This window comes from Polaromonas sp. CG_23.6, assembly GCF_029892315.1.
Taxonomy (GTDB): Bacteria; Pseudomonadota; Gammaproteobacteria; order Burkholderiales; family Burkholderiaceae_C; genus Polaromonas.
This window is the reverse complement of the sequence record NZ_JARXUY010000003.1, coordinates 22874-43482: the sequence shown is the minus strand read 5'-3', so window position 1 is coordinate 43482 and position 20609 is coordinate 22874. Positions and strand designations below refer to the sequence as shown.

Below are 20609 nucleotides of genomic sequence, written 5' to 3'. Positions count from 1 at the left end.
CTACCTTGACAGCGCCCGGCCGCAGCGCTCGTACTCGTAGTCATGGCGCTCGGGCCGGCCAGGCACTGCTGCAATCGGCTCACTCGTCTCGCGAATGAGCTGGCGGGGCGTCTCATCCATGCACACCACCGGGTTCTTTGGGTCGTAGGGGCGGCTGTAGATGCCCGGCACTTTTTCCATCGCCGCGACGAATTGGGCGCTGGCCTGCGGGGCAATCACCCAGCCAACTTTCCTCCAGGGCTTGAGCTCGTTTTTTTCAGCGCCCGCCGCACCGTCTCGTGGGACACGCTGTCCACCAATTCGAGCTCGACCAGCCGATCGGCCAGCAGGCGCAGCGACCAGCGGGCCTGGCCTTCAGGGGGCGCCGAGCAACTCAGGGCCAGCAGTTGCGCCTCCAGCCGGCCATCGATCTTCAGCGCGTACTCGCATTTGGCGGGCTGGCGGTTCAACGTCAACTCCAGGCCTTCGAGAACAAACTTCTTTTTGACCCGGTCCACCTTGCGCTCGCTCACGCACAGCATGGCTGCGATGTCGCAGGTGCGGGGGCGTTCAGTGCGCTCCCCCGCTTGGTCGCAGTTGAGCAGTATCAAGGCATTGATGACTTTGGATGCTGCGTGCGTGCCTTTGCCTGCGATGCCCTGCAGCTCGGCTCTTTCCTGCTCTGACAAGGTGACTTTGTAATGTTCCATTCCCCATTGTCCGCGTCAAACTTCTCGTGACGCGACACTAGCGTGGCGTGCAGCCACACGTGCATTTCCTCCAGAACTGGGCGCGTTCGCAATTGCCGCTGACTTCGTCGCCACTCTGCGCTGTGCCCTCGGACCTCGGATTCCACCGCATAGATCCTGCCAATCCTTTGCAAGGCCTGATGTGCCAGGGTTCCAGGTAAAAGGTTCTGCTGCTTGTGGATTTCGAAGTATTTGCGTCGCGCATGCGCCCAGCATGCAGCTTCCAGGACGCTGGCGTCATTGAAGATCGCGTTATAGCCTGCGAAGGCATCGACCTGGAGCACACCGCTGAAGTTGCCCAAGTGCTGTCTGGGATGCTCGCCCCGGCGGTCTTCAGAATACTGGAACCATACCGCCGGGTGTGCGCCGTCGCCCCAGCTGCGGTCATCGCGCACATACGCCCAGATCCGGCCAAGGTGGGCCTTGCCTTTGCCAGCGCCCAACGCACGTGTGGGCGTGTCATCGCTGTGGACCTTATGTGCCTGCAGCGCATAGCGGCCAATCGCCTGGGCCAAGGGAGTCAGCAGCGCGGCCGCGCTGCCCATCCAGCCGCCCATGGTGCAGGCTGAGATGACGACGTCTTCGCGCGCGTAAATCTGGCTTTGCCGGTACAAGGGGCAGTGGTCTGCGTATTTGCTCACCATCACGTGGGCAATCAAGCCGGCACCCGCCGTGCAGCGATCCATCGGGCGCCTGGGCGCCAGCGCCTGTGTCACCGTATGGCATTGGGCGCAGGCAAACTTCGGGCGGATGTGGCGAATGACCTTGAAGCTGCCCGGCTCGTAGTCCAGTACCTCGGAGACGTCCTGCCCAATTTGCTGCAGACCCGTGCCGCAGGCGCCGCATTTGCAGTCGGCGGAGCAGGTGCTGTGAACCACCTCTTCGCGGGGGAGGTGCTCAGGCAGTCCGCCGTGCTGTGGATTCGCAGATTTGTGGCACCGCTTCTTGCGTTCGCCTTCAAGGTCAGACACATGGCTGCCTTTGGCATCACCGGCCGCGTCAAGAGGTGTGTCCAGGGGCATCAGCGGCGCCAGTGCCGCACTCAGCAGTTCGAGTTGGGTTTGGGCGGCGTCCATCTTCTCGCTGGAGCGGCCGTAGCGCATGCGTTTGAGGTGCGTGAGTTCGATCTTGAGCTTCTCGATGGTCAGGCGCAGCGCCTTGATCGTGGCGTCGCGCTGCGTGACATCGGCTGTCAGCATCTCGACGGTTTTTGGCAGCGCCTGGGAACTCATAGAACGCTACTTTGCCAGCGCATTTACCAATGGGAAAGAGGACTTGCACTGTCAACCGAATGCCCCATTCCTGCAGCGTAAAGGGCCTACGCCGCAAGCGTGGGTTGCCAGGTGCGAACCGGCATTCTCCAGTCAATTCCTTCGAGCAGCATGGACAGCTGCGCCGGGGTCAACGAGACCGAACCGGATTGGGCCTGCGGCCAGATGAAGCGGCCCTTCTCCAGCCGTTTGGCAAACAGGCACATGCCTTGGCCATCCCACCACAGCAGCTTGATGATGTCGCCGCGCCTGCCTCGAAACACAAAGACGTGGCCGCTAAACGGTTCCTGCGCCAGCGCGCTTTGCGCCAGGGCTGCCAGGCCATCGAATCCCCTGCGCATGTCCGTCAGCCCGGCGGCAAGCCATATCCGCGTGCCCGAGGGCAAACCGATCACGCGGTCTCCCGAAGTGCCATCAGGACGCTGCGCACACTGGCCGGATTAATGCGGCCTCGCAGCACTACGCGGGCACCGCCCATCTCGATCTCGATGACGCCCTCCTTGTCAATCGCAGCGTGCCCGCCAAGCGCGCTGGCCAACAGCGATTCTTCGGGCTCAACGACGGTTACCGGCAGGAGCACAGTTTGACGGACAGTCCCTGCGGGACGTTTGCGCTCGCGCTTGGCCCGTCTCCACTTGAACACCAAGTTGGCATTGACGCCGTGCTCCAGCGCAACGCCGGCTACCGAAGCGCCGGGTTGCTCAATCAGCTCCAGGAGCTTGCGTTTGAAGGCCGCGCTGTGCCTGCGTTTTGTGGCGATGACGGGTGATGAATTCGACTCTTGCATGGTGTCCACTTCACGGGCTTGAGTGCACACCGCCAATGGAGTGCAACTGCCGCGATCTTGGGCGCCACTTCAAATTTCAGCAAGAACGGTATTCGCCGGGCTATTACAGAATTGCTGCCGTCCCACTGGATGCTTTCTCTTGCCAACAATGCCTCCTTGAAAAGTTTTCCTGCTTTTTCCCCGAACTCCTTGTCAGGATGCGTCAGTGTGACAGGCGCCCAAAGGTGGAAGGATTTACCTCTTAAGCAGATTTGAATCTGTCTTCAATGCCGATCTTCGGAGTTTTCCCTTTGCGCGTGTTTTCGCGGGCAACCTGGTTTCAAAGTGCTACGCCCCAATCTCGTAAAACCTCGTCCGTGTGTTCTCCTGGTGTGGGGGGTGGGCGGCCCAAGGTGGATGCAGTGCGGCTGAAGCGTGGTGCCGGTGCAGGCTGCAGCACTCCGTCCGGACTAACAAAGGTGCCGCGGCTTGCCATGTGCGGATGTACGGGTGCTTCCTCCATGGATAGCACGGGTGCGAAGCAGGCGTCAGTACCTTCCAGAAGTTCCTGCCATTGATCCAAGGTCCGGCGAGCGATGCATTCTGATAAAACCGTGCGTATCTCCGGCCACTGGTTCCGATTTTCCCGCGGCGGCAGCGTAGCGGCATCCAAGCCTATGCATCGCAACAGTTCCTCGTAAAAGCGCGGTTCGATTGCCGCCAGCGATACATGGCGAGCATCTGCCGTCCTGTACACACCGTACCAAGGTGCGCCACCGTCCAAGATGTTGGTGCCGCGCTCGGCGCGCCAAAGGCCTGCAGCCTTAAGGCCAAAGGTGCTGGCCATCAACAGTGCCGCGCCGTCGGTCATGGCGGCATCTACCACCTGACCCCGGCCAGAACGCTGCGCCTCCACATAGGCCGCCAGCAGTCCGACGGCCAGCAGCATGCCACCACCTCCAAAGTCTCCAATCAGGTTCAGTGGCACCACCGGCTCCCCATCTGCCGGGCCGATGGCGGCGAGCGCACCAGTCATTGCAATGTAGTTGAGGTCGTGCCCTGCTGCGCCAGCCAGCGGTCCGTCTTGGCCAAATCCCGTCATGCGGCCATAGATCAGCTGCGGGTTCGCGGCGTGGCAAGGCTCGGGACCCGCGCCCAGGCGCTCCATCACACCGGGGCGGAACCCTTCCAGCAGCATGTCGGCTCTGCCCACCAATTGCAGCAGAGTCTGCAAACCAACCTGGGTTTTCAGGTCCAGCGAGATAGAGCGACGCCCTCGGTTCAGCACCTCGAAGCGCGTAGGCGTCGGAATGCCGCGTTCAGGCCCATTGGCGCGTTCCACCCGCACTACGTCCGCACCCATGTCGGCCAAGAGCATGGCACAAAACGGTGCCGGCCCCATGCCGGCGATTTCCACGACCTTTAGGCCCTGTAATGGTCCCATTTTTTAGCGGTCGGTCAGGCTAAGCTTAAGCTCGCGGCGGGCCAGGTCCAGCGCATCCTGACCGTCGCGGCGGCCGATGATCCAGCCTTCATGTGGCTGCAAGGCCTTGTGCTGGACCTCCGCCAGCTGTTTCCAGTCCTGAATCAGGTCGCGCCGGGCGATGCGCCATTCGCCGTTGCGGCGTTCGACGTGGTCCATGTAGCGCGACGAGGTAAACATGTCCGTCGCAGCCTCAGGATTGCCCGAGGCGCCGCCGGTCAGCTGAGCAAGCTGTGCCTTGCCCTCTGGCGGGTACTGCTGGATGGTGCGTACATACGATTCCACCAGCGCCAAGTCTTCGGTGACGAATTCCACCAGCAAGTTGCCGATGAAGTGGCTGGATATGGCGATGGGCTTGTGTCGTACCAGGATCCAATCGATCAGCCCTTCGACTGGGCCGATGTAGGGGCCGTGGCTGTCGATGGCCCCTTGATGGAAGATGTCCAGCATGCCCTGCTTGTCCAGCCGGTCGACGGCGCGGCACCAGCGGTACATCAGGTCTTGGATCATGAAGCGGTCGGCGATGCGGGCCGGGCTGTATTGTTCGATAACCATGGTTTTCCTTGGTATTCAGGTGCTCTGAAAGTTAACTTTGGTAGCAAGCTCGCGGAGCATTGCTGCTTCTTTTTTCATCACCTGCCCCAGGTCATCAGGGGTGCCGCCGACGGGGACGATGCCGTAGCCTTCTAGCTTGGCCAGTACAGCCTTATCCGCTAGCATGGCGTTGAGCACCGCATTGATGCGGGCGATGACCGGTTTGGGCGTGCCGGCGGGTGCGCCCACGGAGAACCAAGGCGCCATGACAAAGCCGGGAAGAATCGTTTCGTTGAGCGTCGGCACATCGGGCAGCTGCGCCGAGCGTTGCCGCGAGGTGACTGCCAACGCCTTGATTCGGCCAGCCTGAATCAGCTTGAGGGCTGAAGAGATCTGGTCGATACTGAAATCGATGGTGCCGCCCACTAGGTCTGTCAACATGGGCGTGCCGCCCTTGTAAGGGATGTGCACCGCGGAGACACCAGATTGCAGCTTGAACAGTTCGCACGACACGTGTGAACTCGAGGCGATGCCAGAGCTGCCATGCTGCAGTTGGCCGGGCTTGGATTTCATCAATGCCACCAATTCTGCGGGCGAGTTCACGCCCAGATCGGGCCGTACCATGAGTACGTTCGGTGTTTCCGCAAGGTTGATTACCGGCACGATCGAATTCATTGTGAACGGCAGCTTTTCATACGCGAAATGGTTTGTCACGATGGTGCCGACCGATCCGATCAGCAGCGTGTACCCATCGGGTTTGGCACGGGCAACGGCCGCGGTGCCGATGGTGCCTGTAGCGCCGGGCAGGTTCTCGACGATCACGGTCTTTCCCAGCTGCTTTTGTAGGTGCTCAGCCACCATGCGACCGATGATGTCGGTAGATCCGCCTGGCGGGAAGGGCACCATCACCTTGATGGTCTGGTCGGGCCATTCCTGGGCGGCCACGAGCCCTGCGAAGGGCAGCGCGAAGCCGGCGGCGGCAATCTGTCGGCGGGTGAAGTTCATGGTTTGTCTCCTGTTGTGGTGAAAAGGGAGCCTGTGTTCCAGGCGGCCAGCGTGCACGCCAGTGCCAGCCCCTGCGTCAAGCCGGCAGCGGCGCTGGGTGCACGCCTGGTCGGGTCGAGCACGTTGTCGCCCAGCGCTTCGAGCGAACTGGCGTCGGGGACGATCACGTCGACGCGGCAGCCCGAGGCGCGCAGCCGCGCGGCTTCGTCGCGCAGGTGGCCACTGACCGGGTTGCCGTCGCCCCAGCCAAGCGGGGCGAGCACGACGACGTGGCGCGCGCCCTCCGCCAGGTCGGCATTGGTCAGCGAGCGGATGCCGCCGTCCATGTACAGGCACCCGCCGATGGCTACAGCGGGCCAGGCGCCGGGCACGGCGCTGCTGGCGGCGATGGCATCGATGAAATCTGCGCCGCTGTCCGCGTCGAACAGCCGGTGCTCGCCGCTCTCCGTGTTCACTGCAACCACGCCCAGCCAGCGTTGCGGCCAGTGCGCGCCCGGCAGGCGGTCGGCGACGATGGCGCGCCGTTCTGCGAACGGCGCCGTTTTGCTGCGCAGCGCGAAGGCGCCAATGCGGCGGCGTGCTTCGGCCAAGTCGCCGCCGACCTTGTCCATGAGTTTGCGGTTGGCCGCATCGGCGGCGGCTTGGGAATAGGGCCGCAGCGCTTCCTTCGAGCCGGGCGGTGGATCGAGCTGGGCAGCGAGCAGGTCCTCGAGTTTCAGGCCCGCAGCGAGTTGCGCGCCCAGGCTGGCGCCAGCCGAGGTGCCGATAAAGCCATCGGCCGCGGCGAAGTCCACCCCGCCGCGCGCCAGTCCAGCGGCCACGCCGGTTTCCCAAGCGATGCCTGCCACGCCGCCGCCGCCCAAGACGGCAACGCGCTTCACAGCACGCCCGCCTTGCTGAGCGCCGCGATGCGCTCCGGTGGAAGGCCGAGCAAGCCGCCGTATACCTCGTTGTTATGCTGGCCCAGGTCAGGCGCGCACGCGATGGGTTGTTCAGGCGTGGTAGAGAACTTGGGGATCACGCCGGCCATGCGCACCGGGCCAATCTTGTCATCGGGCACCGAGGTAATGGTGCCGCGCGCCTGGTAGTGCGGATCTTTCATGATGTCCTCGATGCTGTAGATGAATGAGTAGGCGAGCTTGCCGTCGTCGAGCTTCCTGCACAGCTCGTCCACCGGCTCGGCCTCGATCCAGGCGGCCAGGTCGGCGTTGAGTTCGTCCACGTGTTCCCAGCGCTTTTCGTGCGTGGTCAGGCGTGGGTCGGCCAGCCAGTCGTCGCGACCCATCACCGTGGCCAAGCGCTGGAAACCGGCGTCGGCCGAAATCGTGAGGATCAAATAGCGGTCGTCGCTGGTCTTGAAGTGCTCGCCCGGCGCCGCCGCGAAGTGTTTGTTGCCGCGCCGCTCGCGCACCGTGCCCATGCGGTCGTAGGCCGGCACCAGCACCTCTGTGAAGCGAATAATGGATTCGTACATCGCCAGGTCAATCTCTTGGCCCTCGCCGCCGTGCATGTCGCGGTGATAGATGGCCATCATGAGGGAAAAAGCGCCCAGAATGGCCGACTGGTAGTCGGCGATCGAGGTACCGATGCGCACCGGCGGCCGGTCGGCGTAACCCGTGATGCCCATCAGGCCGCCGAAGGCCAGCGCGATGCGGTCGTAGCCGGCGCGCTCGCGGTAAGGGCCGGTCTGGCCGAAGCCGGAGATGCGCAGCAATACCAACTTGGGGTTGCGTGCCTTCATCACGTCGTAGCCCAGGCCCCATTTCTCCAGAGTGCCGGGGCGGAAGTTTTCCACCACCGCATCGGCCTGCTCAATCAGCTGCAGCAGCAATTCCTTGCCCTCGGGCACACGCAGGTCCAGCGTGACGGACTTCTTGTTGCGCGCTTCCACGCTCCAGTACAGGCATTTGCCATCCACGAACGGGCCCAGGTCGCGCACCGTGTCGCCGCGCTTGGGCACCTCGACCTTGATCACCTCCGCGCCGAAGTCGGCGAACAGCGTGCAGGCGACGGGTCCGGCCACCATGGTGCCTAGGTCCAGGATGCGCAGCCCACTGAGCAGGTGAGGCCCGGGTGCGGCGCTAGTCACGAGGACTCCCCAACAAGGCTTACGGACCTCACGTCCTGTCCGGCCAGCTTTGACCGGACAATAAAGTCGCCCAAGTTGGTTTTTCGTGTCATATGCCAGTAGTCGTCATTGCGAAAGGGTGTGGGGGCAACCACGCGTCCCTTTTTATTGCGGTACCAGTTCGACATACCCTTGTGCGTCCAGATCATGTGGTCATGTGCTTTCTGCACACGGACGTTGTAGTCATCATGTACATCCTTGCGTACCTCAATCTCAAAAGGAAAATCGTTGGCACTCATGGCTTGCTTGAGCAGGCCCATGACGTAGCGCATTTGCGTCTCGAGTGCCGCTACCACGCTGCCTCCATGGCCCAGCGCAGTGTTCGGGCCGGCGAGCATGAAGAAGTTGGGAAAACCGGGTGTGGTCATGCCCATGTAGGCTTCAGCGCCGTTGGCGTCCCAGGCCTCACGTACCGAACGGCCGCCGCGGCCGACCAGGTTGAAAGAGGAGAGCAGATTGATGGCATCGAAGCCTGTGGCCACGACAAGGATGTCGACCTCGTGGCGCTCGCCATTGGCTGTCACGACGGTGTTGCCGTCGATCTCCCGGATTGGGTTGTTCACCAGCCGTACGTTGTCACGCGTCATGGTGCGGTACCAGCCGTTGTCCATCAGCATGCGCTTGCCGAAGGCCGGGTAGTCGGGCAGCACTTGGGGCAGCAGGTCCTGCCTGTCACCCAGTTCGGTCTTGACATAGGCAGTGAAGAATTCACGGTGCTTGTCGTTGCGGCGGTTGATAGCACGCTCCGGATGCGACCAAGCAGGGTCGATCTGCAGGGAGGAATGGATTCGGTCATTGAACACCCAGGCCAGGCGCTGGCGGTACCACTCTTGGTAGTACGGTACCTCCCGCAACAGAAAGCGGGTGGGGGGAGGCACTTCTTTTTGAAAACGTTCAAAGGGTGCCGCCCACTGCTTGGAGCGCTGGAAGACTGTGAGGCTGGCAACCTCGGGTGCAATCGCAGGAACCACCTGCATGGCGCTGGCGCCATTGCCGATGACGGCCACACGTTTTCCCTTCACGTCCAGGCCATCGGGCCAGCGGGCGGTGTGGAAACAGGATCCCCGGAAGGTGTCCAGCCCCTTAATGTCAGGCATCTTGGGCACGTTGAGTAAGCCCACGGCACTGATCACAATGTTGGCGCGCAGGTTCTCAGTCTTGCCGTTGGCATCGACGATGCGCACGCCCCAGTCCATGCGAGACTCGTCGTACACGGCCGATTCGACGCGGGTGTTAAAGCGGATGTTCTTGCGGATGTCGAACTGCGTGGCCACCTCGGCGAAGTAGTCCTGTATCTCACCGCGCAACGCGAAGTAGCGCGACCAGTCAGCCTTGGCAAAGGAATAGGAGTAAATGTGGTTGGGCGTGTCCACGCCGGCGCCGGGATAGTGGTTCTCGTACCAAGTACCGCCGACTTCATCGTTTTTCTCAATCACGGTGTAGGGAATGCCTGCGCCCTGCAGGCGAATGGCCGCGCAGATGCCGGCGACGCCGGCGCCAATCACCACGGCGTGAAAGCCTGCAGGAACCTGGAACGCCGCTTTCTGGTCAAGGGAAAATTCCGGGTCCAGCCCCAGCCAGGCGGCCACCATTGGGCCGTAGGACTCGGGAATGCTTTCCCCGATGCTGCGCTGCATCATCTCTACCAGTTGCCCCGTTTCCGGTGCGTGTAGGGCAGCAGGCTTTCCAGCTTTCCACGCCAAGATGGCTTCCCGGGCCGCATCGCGCACTTCCTGCTGGACTTCGTCGGGCAGCCCACCGGAGTCGTTGTCGTCCAAGCCGTGAATGCGGGTGCACTGGTACTGTGCGTCGAGCCAGCGGGTGTCACCCGTAAGGTGTAGCAGTACCATCAGAAGCGTGGGAATATTTCCTGTGGGTAGTGACTCCAGTAGTTCGTTTTCCCATGAAGCGTCGGTGGTGGTAATCGTAGGTGTTGTCATGATGTTGATGTGGAGGGAGGGAGGGAGGGAGGGAGGTGGAGTGGAGTAGATTCATGAATTTATGGGCGAGGCTCCGCCCAGACGGCAGCCGTAGCCGTTAACGAAACTTGGATTGATACGTTGTGAAGGCGCGCAGCAGTGCTATTGCGCGGTCATGCCGGCAGCCTTGATTACCTGGCCCCATTTGACATATTCAGATTGGATCGTTCGCTCGAGGTCATTCGGGGAGCCGCCGGACGGCTCAAACCCGATAACAAGTAACTTCTGGCGGATCTCCGGCATAGCCATGATCTGCTGCAACTGCAGATTCAGTTTCTGTACGATGGGTTGCGGCGTGCCTTTGGCTGCAACCAGGCTGGTCCAGCCGACGGCTTCATAGCCGGACACTCCAGATTCAGCCATGGTGGGAACATCGGGAAACAAGGGGGATCGTTTGCTGTCCAGCATGGCCAGTGCCCTGAGCTTGCCTGCCTTGATGTTCTCCTGCTGGGCACCTATGGTGTCGACCATCAAGGGCACGCGGCCGGCCAAAACGTCAATTGATGCTTGCGCACCGCCAGGATAGGGGACGGATACGAGGTTGACGTCTGCCTTGGCTTTGAAGAGTTGAAGGGCCAGTTCAAACGCCTGTGCACCAGAAGCGAACATGATTTCGCCTGGGCGGGCCTTGGCTTCGCGAATTAGTGCGCTCACGTTGTCGTACTTGAAGCCCGGACCGGCGAGCAGCACCATCGGCGCCTTGGCCACCATGCCGATGGACTCGAAGTCCGTTAGCGGATCGTAGAGTTTGGTTTTCTGAAGGTGTGGGCCGGTGGTAAGAGTGCCGCTGACCCCGAGACCAAGCGTGTACCCATCGGGCGCGCTCTTGGCCACATTACTCATGCTTAACATGCCACCTACGCCCGGCTTGTTCTCCACGATGAAGGGTTGATTGTTGATCCGGGAAAGCTCCTGCGCCACGATGCGCGACACGATATCCGAGGCTCCGCCGGGTGGGTAGCCAACTACCACCCGGACGGGTTTGGTCGGATAGGCCTGCGCCTGCACGGGTGCATGCTGGATGAATGCTGCAGTGAGGGCCAGCGCGATTGAAAAGACTCGCTTCATTGGTAATGTCTCCTGGGTTTTTAATAGTTGGAGAGAAGTATCGGCGTAGCCTCCCAAGCACTCAACAACGTTCTTCCTAAATGTGCATGATGTGCACGTTTGACGAACCCTAATGCGTTCGATACGTAATTTCGGCTATGTGCATTCTGAGGTTGGAGTCTGAATTATTGATTTAATCTGATTTGTGCAAAACTTGGTTGAACTTTTCAAAATTCTGATATGCTCATTTGTGCAAAATCAGGTAGGAGTTCAAAATGGCAGATCAGTCAGGTAGCGGCGCATCGCTCGCAGATTTCATTTGGAAGAATGCTGAAGACCTTTGGGGCGACTTCAAGCACACGGACTTTGGCAAGGTCATCCTGCCATTCACTTTGCTGCGTCGCCTGGAATGCGTTCTCGAAACCACCCGGCAAGATGTCCTGGATGCCAATGCACTCCACAAGGATTCCGGGATCGACATTGACCTGATCCTGAGGCAGTCCACCCGGTTCTCCTTTTACAACACATCTGAATATGCTCTGGGGACTCTGGGGGGCACCAAGACCCGGCAAAACCTTCAAGACTACGTTTCCCATTTCTCGGACAACGCACGCATCATCTTTGAGCAGTTCGACTTTTCCAATACGGTAATCCGGCTGGACAAGGCTGGACTCCTGTTCAAGATTTGCAATAACTTCGCCGGTATCGATCTTCACCCGGATGTGGTGCCAGACCGGGTGATGAGCAACTTGTATGAGCACCTGATCCGCCGATTTGGCGCAGAAGTCAACGAAGGTGCTGAGGACTTCATGACTCCACGCGATGTCGTTCACCTTGCGACATCACTACTGCTTGACCCTGATGATGCCTTGTTCGAGTCCAATCCCGGACTCATCCGCACCCTGTACGACCAGACATGCGGTACCGGGGGATTCATCTCGGACGCCATGAACCATGTGGCTGATTACGGCAACCGATTCAAGGTTCCGCCAGTCATCATCCCTTACGGACAGGAGCTGGAGCCTGAAACTCATGCTGTTTGCCTAACTGGCATGCTGCTGCGCACGCTGGAGTCAGATCCAAGCCGCGACCTGTCCAAGAACATCAAGCTTGGCAGCACGCTTTCTAATGACCAGTTCGCTGGCCAGCGGTTCCATTACGGTGTGTCGAACCCTCCTTTTGGCAAGAAATGGGAGAAGGACCAGAAGGCGGTATCGGACGAGTACAAGGAAAAGAAGTTCGACGGCCGGTTTGGCCCAGGCTTGCCGCGTATCAATGATGGCTCCATGCTGTTCCTGCTCAACCTGGCCAGCAAAATGGAGTTGCCTGGAAATGGCGGTGGGCGTGCCGCCATCGTATTGTCAGGGTCGCCTCTGTTCAATGGGGGCGCTGGCTCCGGGGAGTCTGAAATTCGCCGCTGGTTGCTGGAGAACGACCTGGTGGAAGCGATTGTTGCTTTGCCAACGGAAATCTTCTTTCGCACAGGAATTGCCACTTATCTTTGGATTCTGTCGAACAAGAAACCCGCGCACCGTCGCCATAAAGTCCAGTTGCTCAACGCATCTGAGCTGTGGACTCCCATCAAGAACGAAGGTAACAAGCGGCGCATCATCAGCGAGGAGCAGATCCGTCAGATCGTTGACCTGTATTCCGCTGCGGAAAGTAACGAGCTGAGCCGCATGGTGGACTACAGAACCTTTGGGTACCGCCGCATCAAGGTGCTGCGCCCGCTTCGGATGGCCCTGCATATCAATGCGGAGTCCATTGAAAAGCTCAAGCTGGAAAAGGCTTGGGCCAAGCTCACTCCTGAGCAGCAGGCTGCATGGATTGAGGCATTACAGCGGTATACCGGCTTGAGCCAGGCGTTCTCATGGGCAGAGTCTTTTGTGGCTCAGTCTATGCTGTCCTCGCCTGCCTTCGGAAAAGTTGGCAAGCCATTTGTCAAAGCGCTGGTTAATGCTTTGGGGGAGCGTGACGCTGCGGGAGAAGCTGTATTGGATTCGGATGGCCAGGTCGTGCCCGATCCTGATTTGTCCGATAACGAGAACGTGCCGCTGACGGAAGACATCCGGGATTACTTCGCACGAGAGGTGTTGCCCCATGTGCCCGATGCCTATATCGACGAGACATTCCGGGACGAGACCGATAAAAATATTGGGCGCGTTGGTTTCGAGGTCAACTTCAACCGGTTCTTCTACAAGTACGAGCCGCCTCGAAACCTGATTGATATTGATGCTGACCTCAAGCAGGTGGAGGCTGAGATTGCTGAGTTGCTCGGTGAGGTGACGCAATGAGCCGTGTCGATACTGTGACCATCGAACAATGGGCAGTGATACATATCGAGGGTCGCGGGCACATTAGATTTGTATCGCACGATCGTGCGAACGCAATTCTTGGGTACGCCTGGAAGTACAGAGATGGGCGACCGGGATTCGATTTTGAAACTTGGTGGAAGGAAAACGCCAAAGCTAAAAAGCTGGTGTGCCAAAAAATTCAGGTGACAACAAAACACATCCCTGGTGTTCCTTACTCAGGATGGCATAAGCCAACACCACAGGCGACTTGTTGCGAGTGGGACAAGGGTCACGACGCTATTTGCAGCGTGCAATGCGAAAACGAAGGCAAGCAGATCGTCGAAGGGCATAGACTCTGCGGCGTTCATGTAAAAACCTACGAGCGACATGGAAAGTTGCTGCTCGCGACCGGTCGAGCGGCTGCCAAATGAGCCATTACAAACCGTATCCCGCATACAAGGATTCAGGCGTGGAGTGGATTGGCCGGGTGCCGGAGCATTGGGAAGTCAAACGCCTTCGGCATGTTGCCTCTTTTTCAAACAGCAACGTAGACAAAAAGAGTTACGAGGGCCAGGACGAGGTGAGCCTCTGCAACTACACCGACGTATATAAAAACGAGTTCATCACACCTGGCATGCCCTTCATGAAGGCTACGGGTAGCCTATCAGAAATCGAGCAATTCACGTTGCAAAAAGGTGATGTGCTGATCACCAAAGATTCCGAAGACCCGACAGACATTGGAATCCCATCGCTGGTTGCACAGGATATGCCTGGCGTTGTCTGCGGATACCACCTGACAATCATTCGTCCGGACAACTTGCCAACGTCCAGGTTGGTTCACCGGGTCCTGATGTCTGCACCGACAAAGGCCCACTTCTTTTTGGAAGCACCAGGCATCACACGATATGGTCTTGGACAGGACGCAATTGGGGACCTGACTGTTTGCCTGCCACCAGAGAGTGAGCGCAGTCTTATTGCCGATCGCATCGACCGCGAAACCACCCGCATCGATTCCCTAATCACCAAGAAAACCCGCTTCATCGAACTCCTGAAGGAAAAGCGTCAGGCGCTAATCACGCACGCGGTCACGAAGGGCCTTGATCCCAGCGTGAAGATGAAGGATTCTGGGGTGGAGTGGATTGGGGAGGTGCCGGAGCATTGGGCTGTGTCACGTCTCGGCCATTTTGCAACCGTCGAAAATGGAACCACTCCAAGCAAAGGTAATGTTGCGTTTTGGGAAGCTGGCAATATTCCTTGGGTTGGCTCAGGTGAAGTTAATCAAGGTTTTGTCAACGAAGCCACCGAAAATATCACTGAGCTTGCGTTGCGCTCTTGCTCTCTTCGCTTGTTGCCAGTTGATACAGTTCTCGTTGGAATGGTTGGGCAGGGTAAGACACGAGGGCTTGCGGCCATCCTGAAAATAGCAGCAACCATCAACCAGAATTTAGCGGCAATCTGTACTGGCCAAAGGCTAATGCCCATGTTTTTGGTCTATTTTTTTGGCGCTGCGTACGAATGGATTAGGGAGGCTGGCCGTGGAAGTAATCAAGCTGCCATGAATTGCGAAATCGTTGGCGAATTCCGCCTCGCAATACCTTCTGCAGAGGAACAGGCCCTGATACTTTCAAAGTTGGCAAAAATGACACTACGCATCGACCTTCTATCCGAAAAATCCAAACGCAGCATCGCCCTCCTGCGCGAACGCCGTTCCGCCTTCATCACCGCCGCCATAACGGGACAAATCGATCTGCGAAGGGCTGCGTAAATGAGCGTACTCGAAATCCCAGACTACAAAAATTGGCTTGCGTCGCTAAAGACCCGCATCCAGTCAGCACAGCAACGAGCCGCCCTATCCGTCAACCGTGAACTTGTATTGCTGTACTGGCAAATCGGACGTGACATTTTGGATCGGCAGCAAGCGCAAGGTTGGGGCGCGAAGGTTGTCACCCAGTTGGCCAAGGATCTCACTTTAGCCTTCCCTGACATGAAGGGATTCTCCCGCAGCAACCTCATGTACATGCGGGCATTTCACGAGGCATGGCCAGAAGAATCAATTGTCCAACAGCTTGTTGGACAATTGCCATGGGGCCAAAACCTGCTGCTGCTGACCAAGCTCAAAACCCGTGAAGAGCGCCAGTGGTATGCCGCCAAGGCCATCGAGCATGGCTGGTCGCGCAACGTGATGTGGCACCACATCTCTACCCAGTTGCAGCAACGTACCGGGAAAGCAGTAACCAATTTTGACAAGCGGTTGCCATCGCCGGATTCTGAACTGGCGCAGCAAACCCTCAAAGATCCGTACCTGTTCGATTTCCTGGGCGTGTCCAACGAAGCACACGAGCGCGAAATTGAAACCGCAATGACCCGTCACGTCACCAAGATGCTGATGGAGCTGGGTGAAGGCTTTGCTTTCGTAGGCAGGCAAGTACCTTTGGAAGTAGATGGCCAGGGCTTCTTCATTGACCTTTTGTTTTACAACTACCGCCTGCACCGATTTTTAGTCGTGGAGCTAAAAGCCGGGGAGTTCAAGCCCGAGCACGCGGGCCAACTCAACTTTTACGTCACGCTGGTGGACGAAAAGATCAAGAGTGACGAGGACAAGCCAACTTTGGGCCTGCTGCTGTGCAAGCAGCAACATCGTGTGGTGGCTGAGTACGCTCTGCGCGGTATGACCCAGCCCATCGGTATTGCTGAATACAAGCTGCAATTGCCAGACGACGTGGCCAAGTATCTGCCCACCATAAAGCAGATCGAATCCGAGTTAATGGGGAGTGCCGCCGAGACTGAAGCCGACAGCGACCCATACCGAAGGGAACAAAAATGACTGATACCGCGCACCAGGAAAAGCATTTCGAGGCCTACATCGTCTCCAAGCTTGCGGCGCAAGGCTGGAAAGTCGGCAACACCCTGCAGTACGACACCGAGCGGGCGTTGTACCCAGATGACCTAATTGCTTGGCTGGAGGCCACTCAGCCAGAAAAGTGGGCCAAGCTCTGCAAGGACAACGGCGAGCGATCGCGTGAAATCCTGATGGACCGGCTGGCCAAGGCGCTTGAGCAGCACGGCACCATGCATGTCTTTCGCAACGGGTTCTCCATTGCCGGTTGTGGTCACCTCGATTTATCGGAAGCCGCACCCGAAGACAAACGCAACGAAGGCGTGCTCAAACGCTATGCCGCCAACATCCTGCGCGTTGTCCCCCAGCTCCAGTACCACCCCAGCCGAAAACTCGCCATTGATCTGGTGCTGTTCATCAACGGCCTGCCGGTGGCTACGGTTGAGCTCAAAACCGACTTCACCCAGTCCGCTGAAGCGGCCATGGACCAGTACAAGACGGATCGCTTGCCTTTTGATGCCAAGACCAAACGCAAAGAGCCGCTACTGACCTTCAAGCGCGGTGCTGTAGTCCATTTCGCGATGTCGGACTCCGATATACAGATGGCGACCAAGCTCGATGGCGAAAACACCTTCTTTCTGCCGTTCAACCAAGGCAATGAGGGGCATGCTGGCAACCCCGTGCGCCAGGACAAGGAATACCCGGTTGCGTACTTCTGGGAGCAGGTTTGCCAGCCCGATGCGTGGTTACGCATCTTTCATAGCTTCGTCTATGTGGAAAAGAAGGATGTTGTGGACATCAAGGGCAATTGGTCCAAGCGCGAAACTTTGATTTTCCCGCGCTACCACCAGTGGTCCGCCGTGAACGGCATGATTGCCGATGCACGCAAACATGGCGCTGGCATGTCCTATCTGGCTGATCACAGTGCGGGCTCCGGCAAGACCAGTACCATTTCATGGACCGCCCATGATCTGGTCAAGCTGCGTAGAGACAATGGCGATTCCATCTTCAGCAGCGTCATCATCGTCACCGACCGCACGGTATTGGATGGTCAGATTCAGGATGCGGTGAAGCAAATTGACCACCAGTTCGGGGTCATTGCGGCCATTGACCGCCAGAAATCCTCGAAGTCCAAAAGCAAGCAGCTTGCTGAGGCTTTGATTGCCGGCACGCCGATCATCGTCGTCACGATCCAGACCTTCCCCTACGCCATGGAGGCCATCGTCACCGACAAGGCGTTAAAAGGGAAAAACTTTGGCGTGATCATTGATGAGGCCCACGCATCCCAAACGGGATCGACTGCGGCCAAGTTGCAGGCCGCCCTTGCCATGAGCGGCAATGGAAAGATGGCGTCTCTTACGGTGGAAGAATTACTGGAGGAATTGCAGAAGTCGCGGGCACGGCCGGACAACATCAGCTACTTTGCCTTTACCGGCACACCCAAGCATTCCACCCTCATGCTTTTTGGTCGCCCGGCCGATCCGGCCAAGAAAGCATCGAAAACCAACCTCCCGCAGGCCTTTCACCGCTACCCCATGCGCCAGGCGATTGAGGAAGGCTTCATTCTGGATGTGCTCCAGGGCTACATCCCCTACAAGACAGCCTTCAATCTATCCAAACAGATTGAGGACACCAAGCGGGTCAGTGGCAAGAACGCCAAACGCGCTTTGGCCCAGTGGATGTCGCTGCACCCGACCAATGTGACCCAAAAAGTTCAATTCATCATTGAGCACTTCAGCAAGAACGTGGCGTACCGACTCGACGGCAAGGCAAAAGCAATGGTCGTCACCAGCTCGCGGGCTGCAGCGATCCGCTACAAAAAAGGGTTCGATGCCTATATTGCCAAGCACCCCGAGTATTCCGCCATCCGTTCCCTGGTCGCCTTCTCTGGAAAGCTGACGGGCAAGCAGATCATGCATGGGGATGACGTTGGCGATGCGGCTGAAATCTTCATGATTGATGAAGGCGAGGAATTCACCGAAGTCAGCATGAACCCGGATGTAGCAGGTCAGGATCTGCGGATCGCGTTCGAGCGCCCCGAATACCGCGTCATGCTGGTTGCGGACAAATTCCAGACCGGGTTTGATCAACCCAAGCTGGTGGCGATGTACGTGGATAAGAAAATCGCCAATGATGTTGAGATTGTGCAGACCTTCTCCCGGCTCAACCGCATGGCACCGGGCAAGGATGAAGTCTTCATCATTGACTTCGTGAATGACCCGGCCAACGTGCGCAGGGCTTTCGCCATGTATGACGATGGCGCTCAGATCGACGACGTACAGGATTTCAACGTGGTCTATGAGATTCGGGAAACCCTGGACTCACAAGGCCTCTATGAAGATCAAGACCTTGAGGATTTCAAGGAAGCGCGGTTCAAGACCATCCGTGACATCACCCAGGCGCAAGAACCCCAGCACAAGGCGCTCTACGCCGCTACCGAGCGGCCAACCCGCGTATTCAATCAGCGGCTAAAAATGCTGCGCGACGCAATCGGGACGTGGGAGTCTGCATTTGAGCGGGCCAAAAGCACCGGCGACAGCGCTGGCATGAAGTCCGCGGACCATCACCGCAGCGAGCATGGAGATCAGATCAAAACCCTAATGACGTTCAAATCTGGACTGGGCCGCTTTGTTCGCACCTACTCCTATATTGCCCAGCTCGTGGATTTTGGTGATCCTGAACTTGAGAACTTTGCCGCCTTTGCAAAGTTGCTTCAAAAGCGCCTGAACGGCGAGCCACCTGAATCCGTGGACCTCAAGGGACTGGTACTGACCGGCTTTGACATCAAGCACAAAGAGGACGCATCCGGCGAAAAAGACGATCCGAGCGTTCTGCACCCAATAGGTCCTGGAGGCGGCGGGGGCAAGGGAGAGGACCCGCACTACCTGACGGAGATTATTGACCGGCTTAATCGTCTTTTCGGTGAGGCAACACCACTGCGCGACCAGGCAACGTTTGTAAATCATATTGTGGCCATTGCCCGCGAAAACGATGTCGTCATGGCCCAGGTTGAGAACAATACCCGCGAACAAGCGCTCCAGGGCAATTTGCCGGGCGCTGTCCAACAAGGTGTTGTCAGAGCACTTACCTCGCACCAGAAGCTTGCCACGCTGGTACTGAAGTCAGATCGCCAGTCTATGGGGGCCTTAACCGACATGATCTACGAGTTGATCCGCGACCGCAAAGACATCAACATTGGCGACATGAAAGACCTCGGTTAAGGAGCGCGCGGTGTTTGACCTGCTTAACCTGCCGGGCATAAACCCGGTTGATTTGCACTTTGGCAATCGTGTGATCACTATCGTTGCCGAAGCCTTGGAAGGCCCCGTTCCACCGTGTCAGGAATGCGGCAAGCCACTGCACCGCCATGGGCGAAGAACCAATATCTTCGCTGACACCCCGATGCAGATGCAGCCTGTACGGTTGGAAATCTCCCGGCCACGCTATCGCTGCAGTTCCTGCGGAACGATATCGACCCCAGATTTACTGTTCTTGGATGAGCGCAGACGGGCAACAAAGCGGCTGGTAGATGCTGTGCGCCAACGCTGCCTTGGTATGACGTTTCACGCTTTAGCTGAGCAAACAGGGCTGGCCGTCAACACCATCAAGAACATCGCTCAGGATTTGATCGTGGAGTTGGAAAGCACGGTTCGCTATGAAACCCCGATCATCATGGGTATCGATGAGGTGAATCTGGCCGGGGCCTATCGGTGCGTGATTACGAACCTGGCCACCAACAATGTCTTTGAAATGCTGGAACTGCGCACCCAGGATCACATGATGCCGTTCTTTGAGAAGCTGCGCGACCGGGAGAAGGTCGAGTGGATTTGCACAGACATATGGCGTCCGTTCAAGCGTTCATTTAGCCCGCACCTTCCCAATGCCAAACTGATCATCGATAAGTTCCACGTTGTCAAAATGGCGTCGGAAGCCCTCGACGATGAGCGCAAGAAGTACCAGGCCACGCTTTCAAAAAACGACCGTGTCCACATCAAGAAGTCGATCCGGTGGTTGACGTTGAAGCGGCCTGGCAATCTGACACCTGCAGAAAAAGGCGCGTTGGAGGTTGTGCGTCAGACGATTCCTGAACTGGGCCTGGCATACGATTTCAAAGAGATGTTCTTCAGGATTTATGACGACCCGGTCAAAGCATCAGCGATGCGGGCTTTCGAGGCCTGGGAGAACTCGCTCCCAGAAAAGGAAATGGAGAGATTCCATTCTCTAGCAAAAACGGTTCATAACCACTATGACGACATCTTCGCCTACTGGGATTCACCTACTCAGATCACGAATGCCTATACGGAATGTCTCAATGGCCTAATCAAAATGGCCAATAGAATCGGACGCGGTTACAGCTACGAGATCATTCGAGCCAAGACTCTGTACGCCAAAGAGGCCAGAAAAGTTGGAAGCGGCGTCCGCCTTCTGCCAGGTACCGAGACGCAAGTTCCAACCAAGCCAGCCTCTGAGACGATTGAATACGGACCCCACATTCCAACCTTGATCGATTTGGCGGATAACGGAAAATTCGACTGAAA

At 58.1% G+C, this 20609-nt stretch carries 16 protein-coding genes and 1 pseudogene; 6 read left to right on the top strand and 11 right to left on the bottom strand.

Annotated features, from left to right (window positions below):
* Positions 1-18: 18 nt before the first annotated feature.
* From H4V98_RS20630 to H4V98_RS20580, 11 genes and pseudogenes are all read right to left on the bottom strand, one after another.
* Positions 19-689: pseudogene (locus tag H4V98_RS20630) on the bottom strand (IS630 family transposase); the annotation flags it as partial.
* A complete protein-coding gene (locus H4V98_RS20625; RefSeq protein ID WP_280757958.1) occupies positions 587-1960 on the bottom strand; it encodes an IS66 family transposase in 1374 nt (457 codons plus the stop codon). The gene H4V98_RS20625 and the pseudogene H4V98_RS20630, both read right to left, overlap by 103 nt.
* Before the next feature lie 86 nt (positions 1961-2046).
* Complete coding sequence (gene tnpB, locus H4V98_RS20620; RefSeq protein WP_280757957.1) at positions 2047-2394, bottom strand: IS66 family insertion sequence element accessory protein TnpB; 348 nt, start codon at positions 2392-2394, stop codon at positions 2047-2049.
* Positions 2391-2786: a transposase gene (locus tag H4V98_RS20615; RefSeq protein ID WP_280757956.1), complete on the bottom strand. Its 396-nt coding sequence runs from the start codon at positions 2784-2786 to the stop codon at positions 2391-2393. Before H4V98_RS20615 ends, tnpB begins: the two co-directional genes overlap by 4 nt.
* Positions 2787-3105: 319 nt before the next feature.
* A complete protein-coding gene (locus H4V98_RS20610) occupies positions 3106-4209 on the bottom strand; it encodes a CaiB/BaiF CoA-transferase family protein (RefSeq protein ID WP_280757955.1) in 1104 nt (367 codons plus the stop codon).
* Positions 4210-4212: 3 nt separating this feature from the next.
* Positions 4213-4803, bottom strand: a complete 591-nt coding sequence (locus H4V98_RS20605) for a nuclear transport factor 2 family protein (protein ID WP_280757954.1) — start codon at positions 4801-4803, stop codon at positions 4213-4215.
* A gap of 15 nt (positions 4804-4818) precedes the next feature.
* Positions 4819-5787: a tripartite tricarboxylate transporter substrate binding protein gene (locus H4V98_RS20600; protein ID WP_280757953.1), complete on the bottom strand. Its 969-nt coding sequence runs from the start codon at positions 5785-5787 to the stop codon at positions 4819-4821.
* Complete coding sequence (locus tag H4V98_RS20595) at positions 5784-6668, bottom strand: patatin-like phospholipase family protein (protein WP_280757952.1); 885 nt, start codon at positions 6666-6668, stop codon at positions 5784-5786. Before H4V98_RS20595 ends, H4V98_RS20600 begins: the two co-directional genes overlap by 4 nt.
* Positions 6665-7876: a CoA transferase gene (locus tag H4V98_RS20590; protein ID WP_280757951.1), complete on the bottom strand. Its 1212-nt coding sequence runs from the start codon at positions 7874-7876 to the stop codon at positions 6665-6667. The genes H4V98_RS20595 and H4V98_RS20590 overlap by 4 nt, the downstream gene beginning before the upstream one ends.
* Positions 7873-9855 (bottom strand): NAD(P)/FAD-dependent oxidoreductase, encoded by a 1983-nt coding sequence (locus H4V98_RS20585; RefSeq protein WP_280757950.1) that lies wholly within the window; start codon positions 9853-9855, stop codon positions 7873-7875. The genes H4V98_RS20590 and H4V98_RS20585 overlap by 4 nt, the downstream gene beginning before the upstream one ends.
* A gap of 141 nt (positions 9856-9996) precedes the next feature.
* Positions 9997-10962: a tripartite tricarboxylate transporter substrate binding protein gene (locus tag H4V98_RS20580; RefSeq protein WP_280757949.1), complete on the bottom strand. Its 966-nt coding sequence runs from the start codon at positions 10960-10962 to the stop codon at positions 9997-9999.
* 254 nt (positions 10963-11216) lie between these two features.
* Here H4V98_RS20580 and H4V98_RS20575 point away from each other — a divergent pair, with 254 nt between their 5' ends.
* Genes H4V98_RS20575 through H4V98_RS20550 form a run of 6 tightly spaced genes read left to right on the top strand, consistent with a single transcriptional unit; the run spans position 11217 to position 20607 of the window.
* A complete protein-coding gene (locus H4V98_RS20575; RefSeq protein ID WP_280757948.1) occupies positions 11217-13235 on the top strand; it encodes a class I SAM-dependent DNA methyltransferase in 2019 nt (672 codons plus the stop codon).
* Positions 13232-13666, top strand: a complete 435-nt coding sequence (locus H4V98_RS20570; protein ID WP_280757947.1) for a hypothetical protein — start codon at positions 13232-13234, stop codon at positions 13664-13666. Before H4V98_RS20575 ends, H4V98_RS20570 begins: the two co-directional genes overlap by 4 nt.
* Positions 13663-15000 (top strand): restriction endonuclease subunit S, encoded by a 1338-nt coding sequence (locus tag H4V98_RS20565; protein ID WP_280757946.1) that lies wholly within the window; start codon positions 13663-13665, stop codon positions 14998-15000. The genes H4V98_RS20570 and H4V98_RS20565 overlap by 4 nt, the downstream gene beginning before the upstream one ends.
* Positions 15001-16059, top strand: a complete 1059-nt coding sequence (locus H4V98_RS20560) for a PDDEXK nuclease domain-containing protein (protein WP_280757945.1) — start codon at positions 15001-15003, stop codon at positions 16057-16059.
* Positions 16056-19292 carry a type I restriction endonuclease gene (locus H4V98_RS20555; protein ID WP_280757944.1) on the top strand — a complete coding sequence of 1079 codons (3237 nt, stop codon included), beginning with the start codon at positions 16056-16058 and terminating at the stop codon, positions 19290-19292. The genes H4V98_RS20560 and H4V98_RS20555 overlap by 4 nt, the downstream gene beginning before the upstream one ends.
* 10 nt (positions 19293-19302) lie before the next feature.
* Entirely contained in the window at positions 19303-20607 is a 1305-nt protein-coding gene (locus tag H4V98_RS20550) for an ISL3 family transposase (protein ID WP_280757943.1), read from the top strand.
* Positions 20608-20609: the final 2 nt, after the last annotated feature.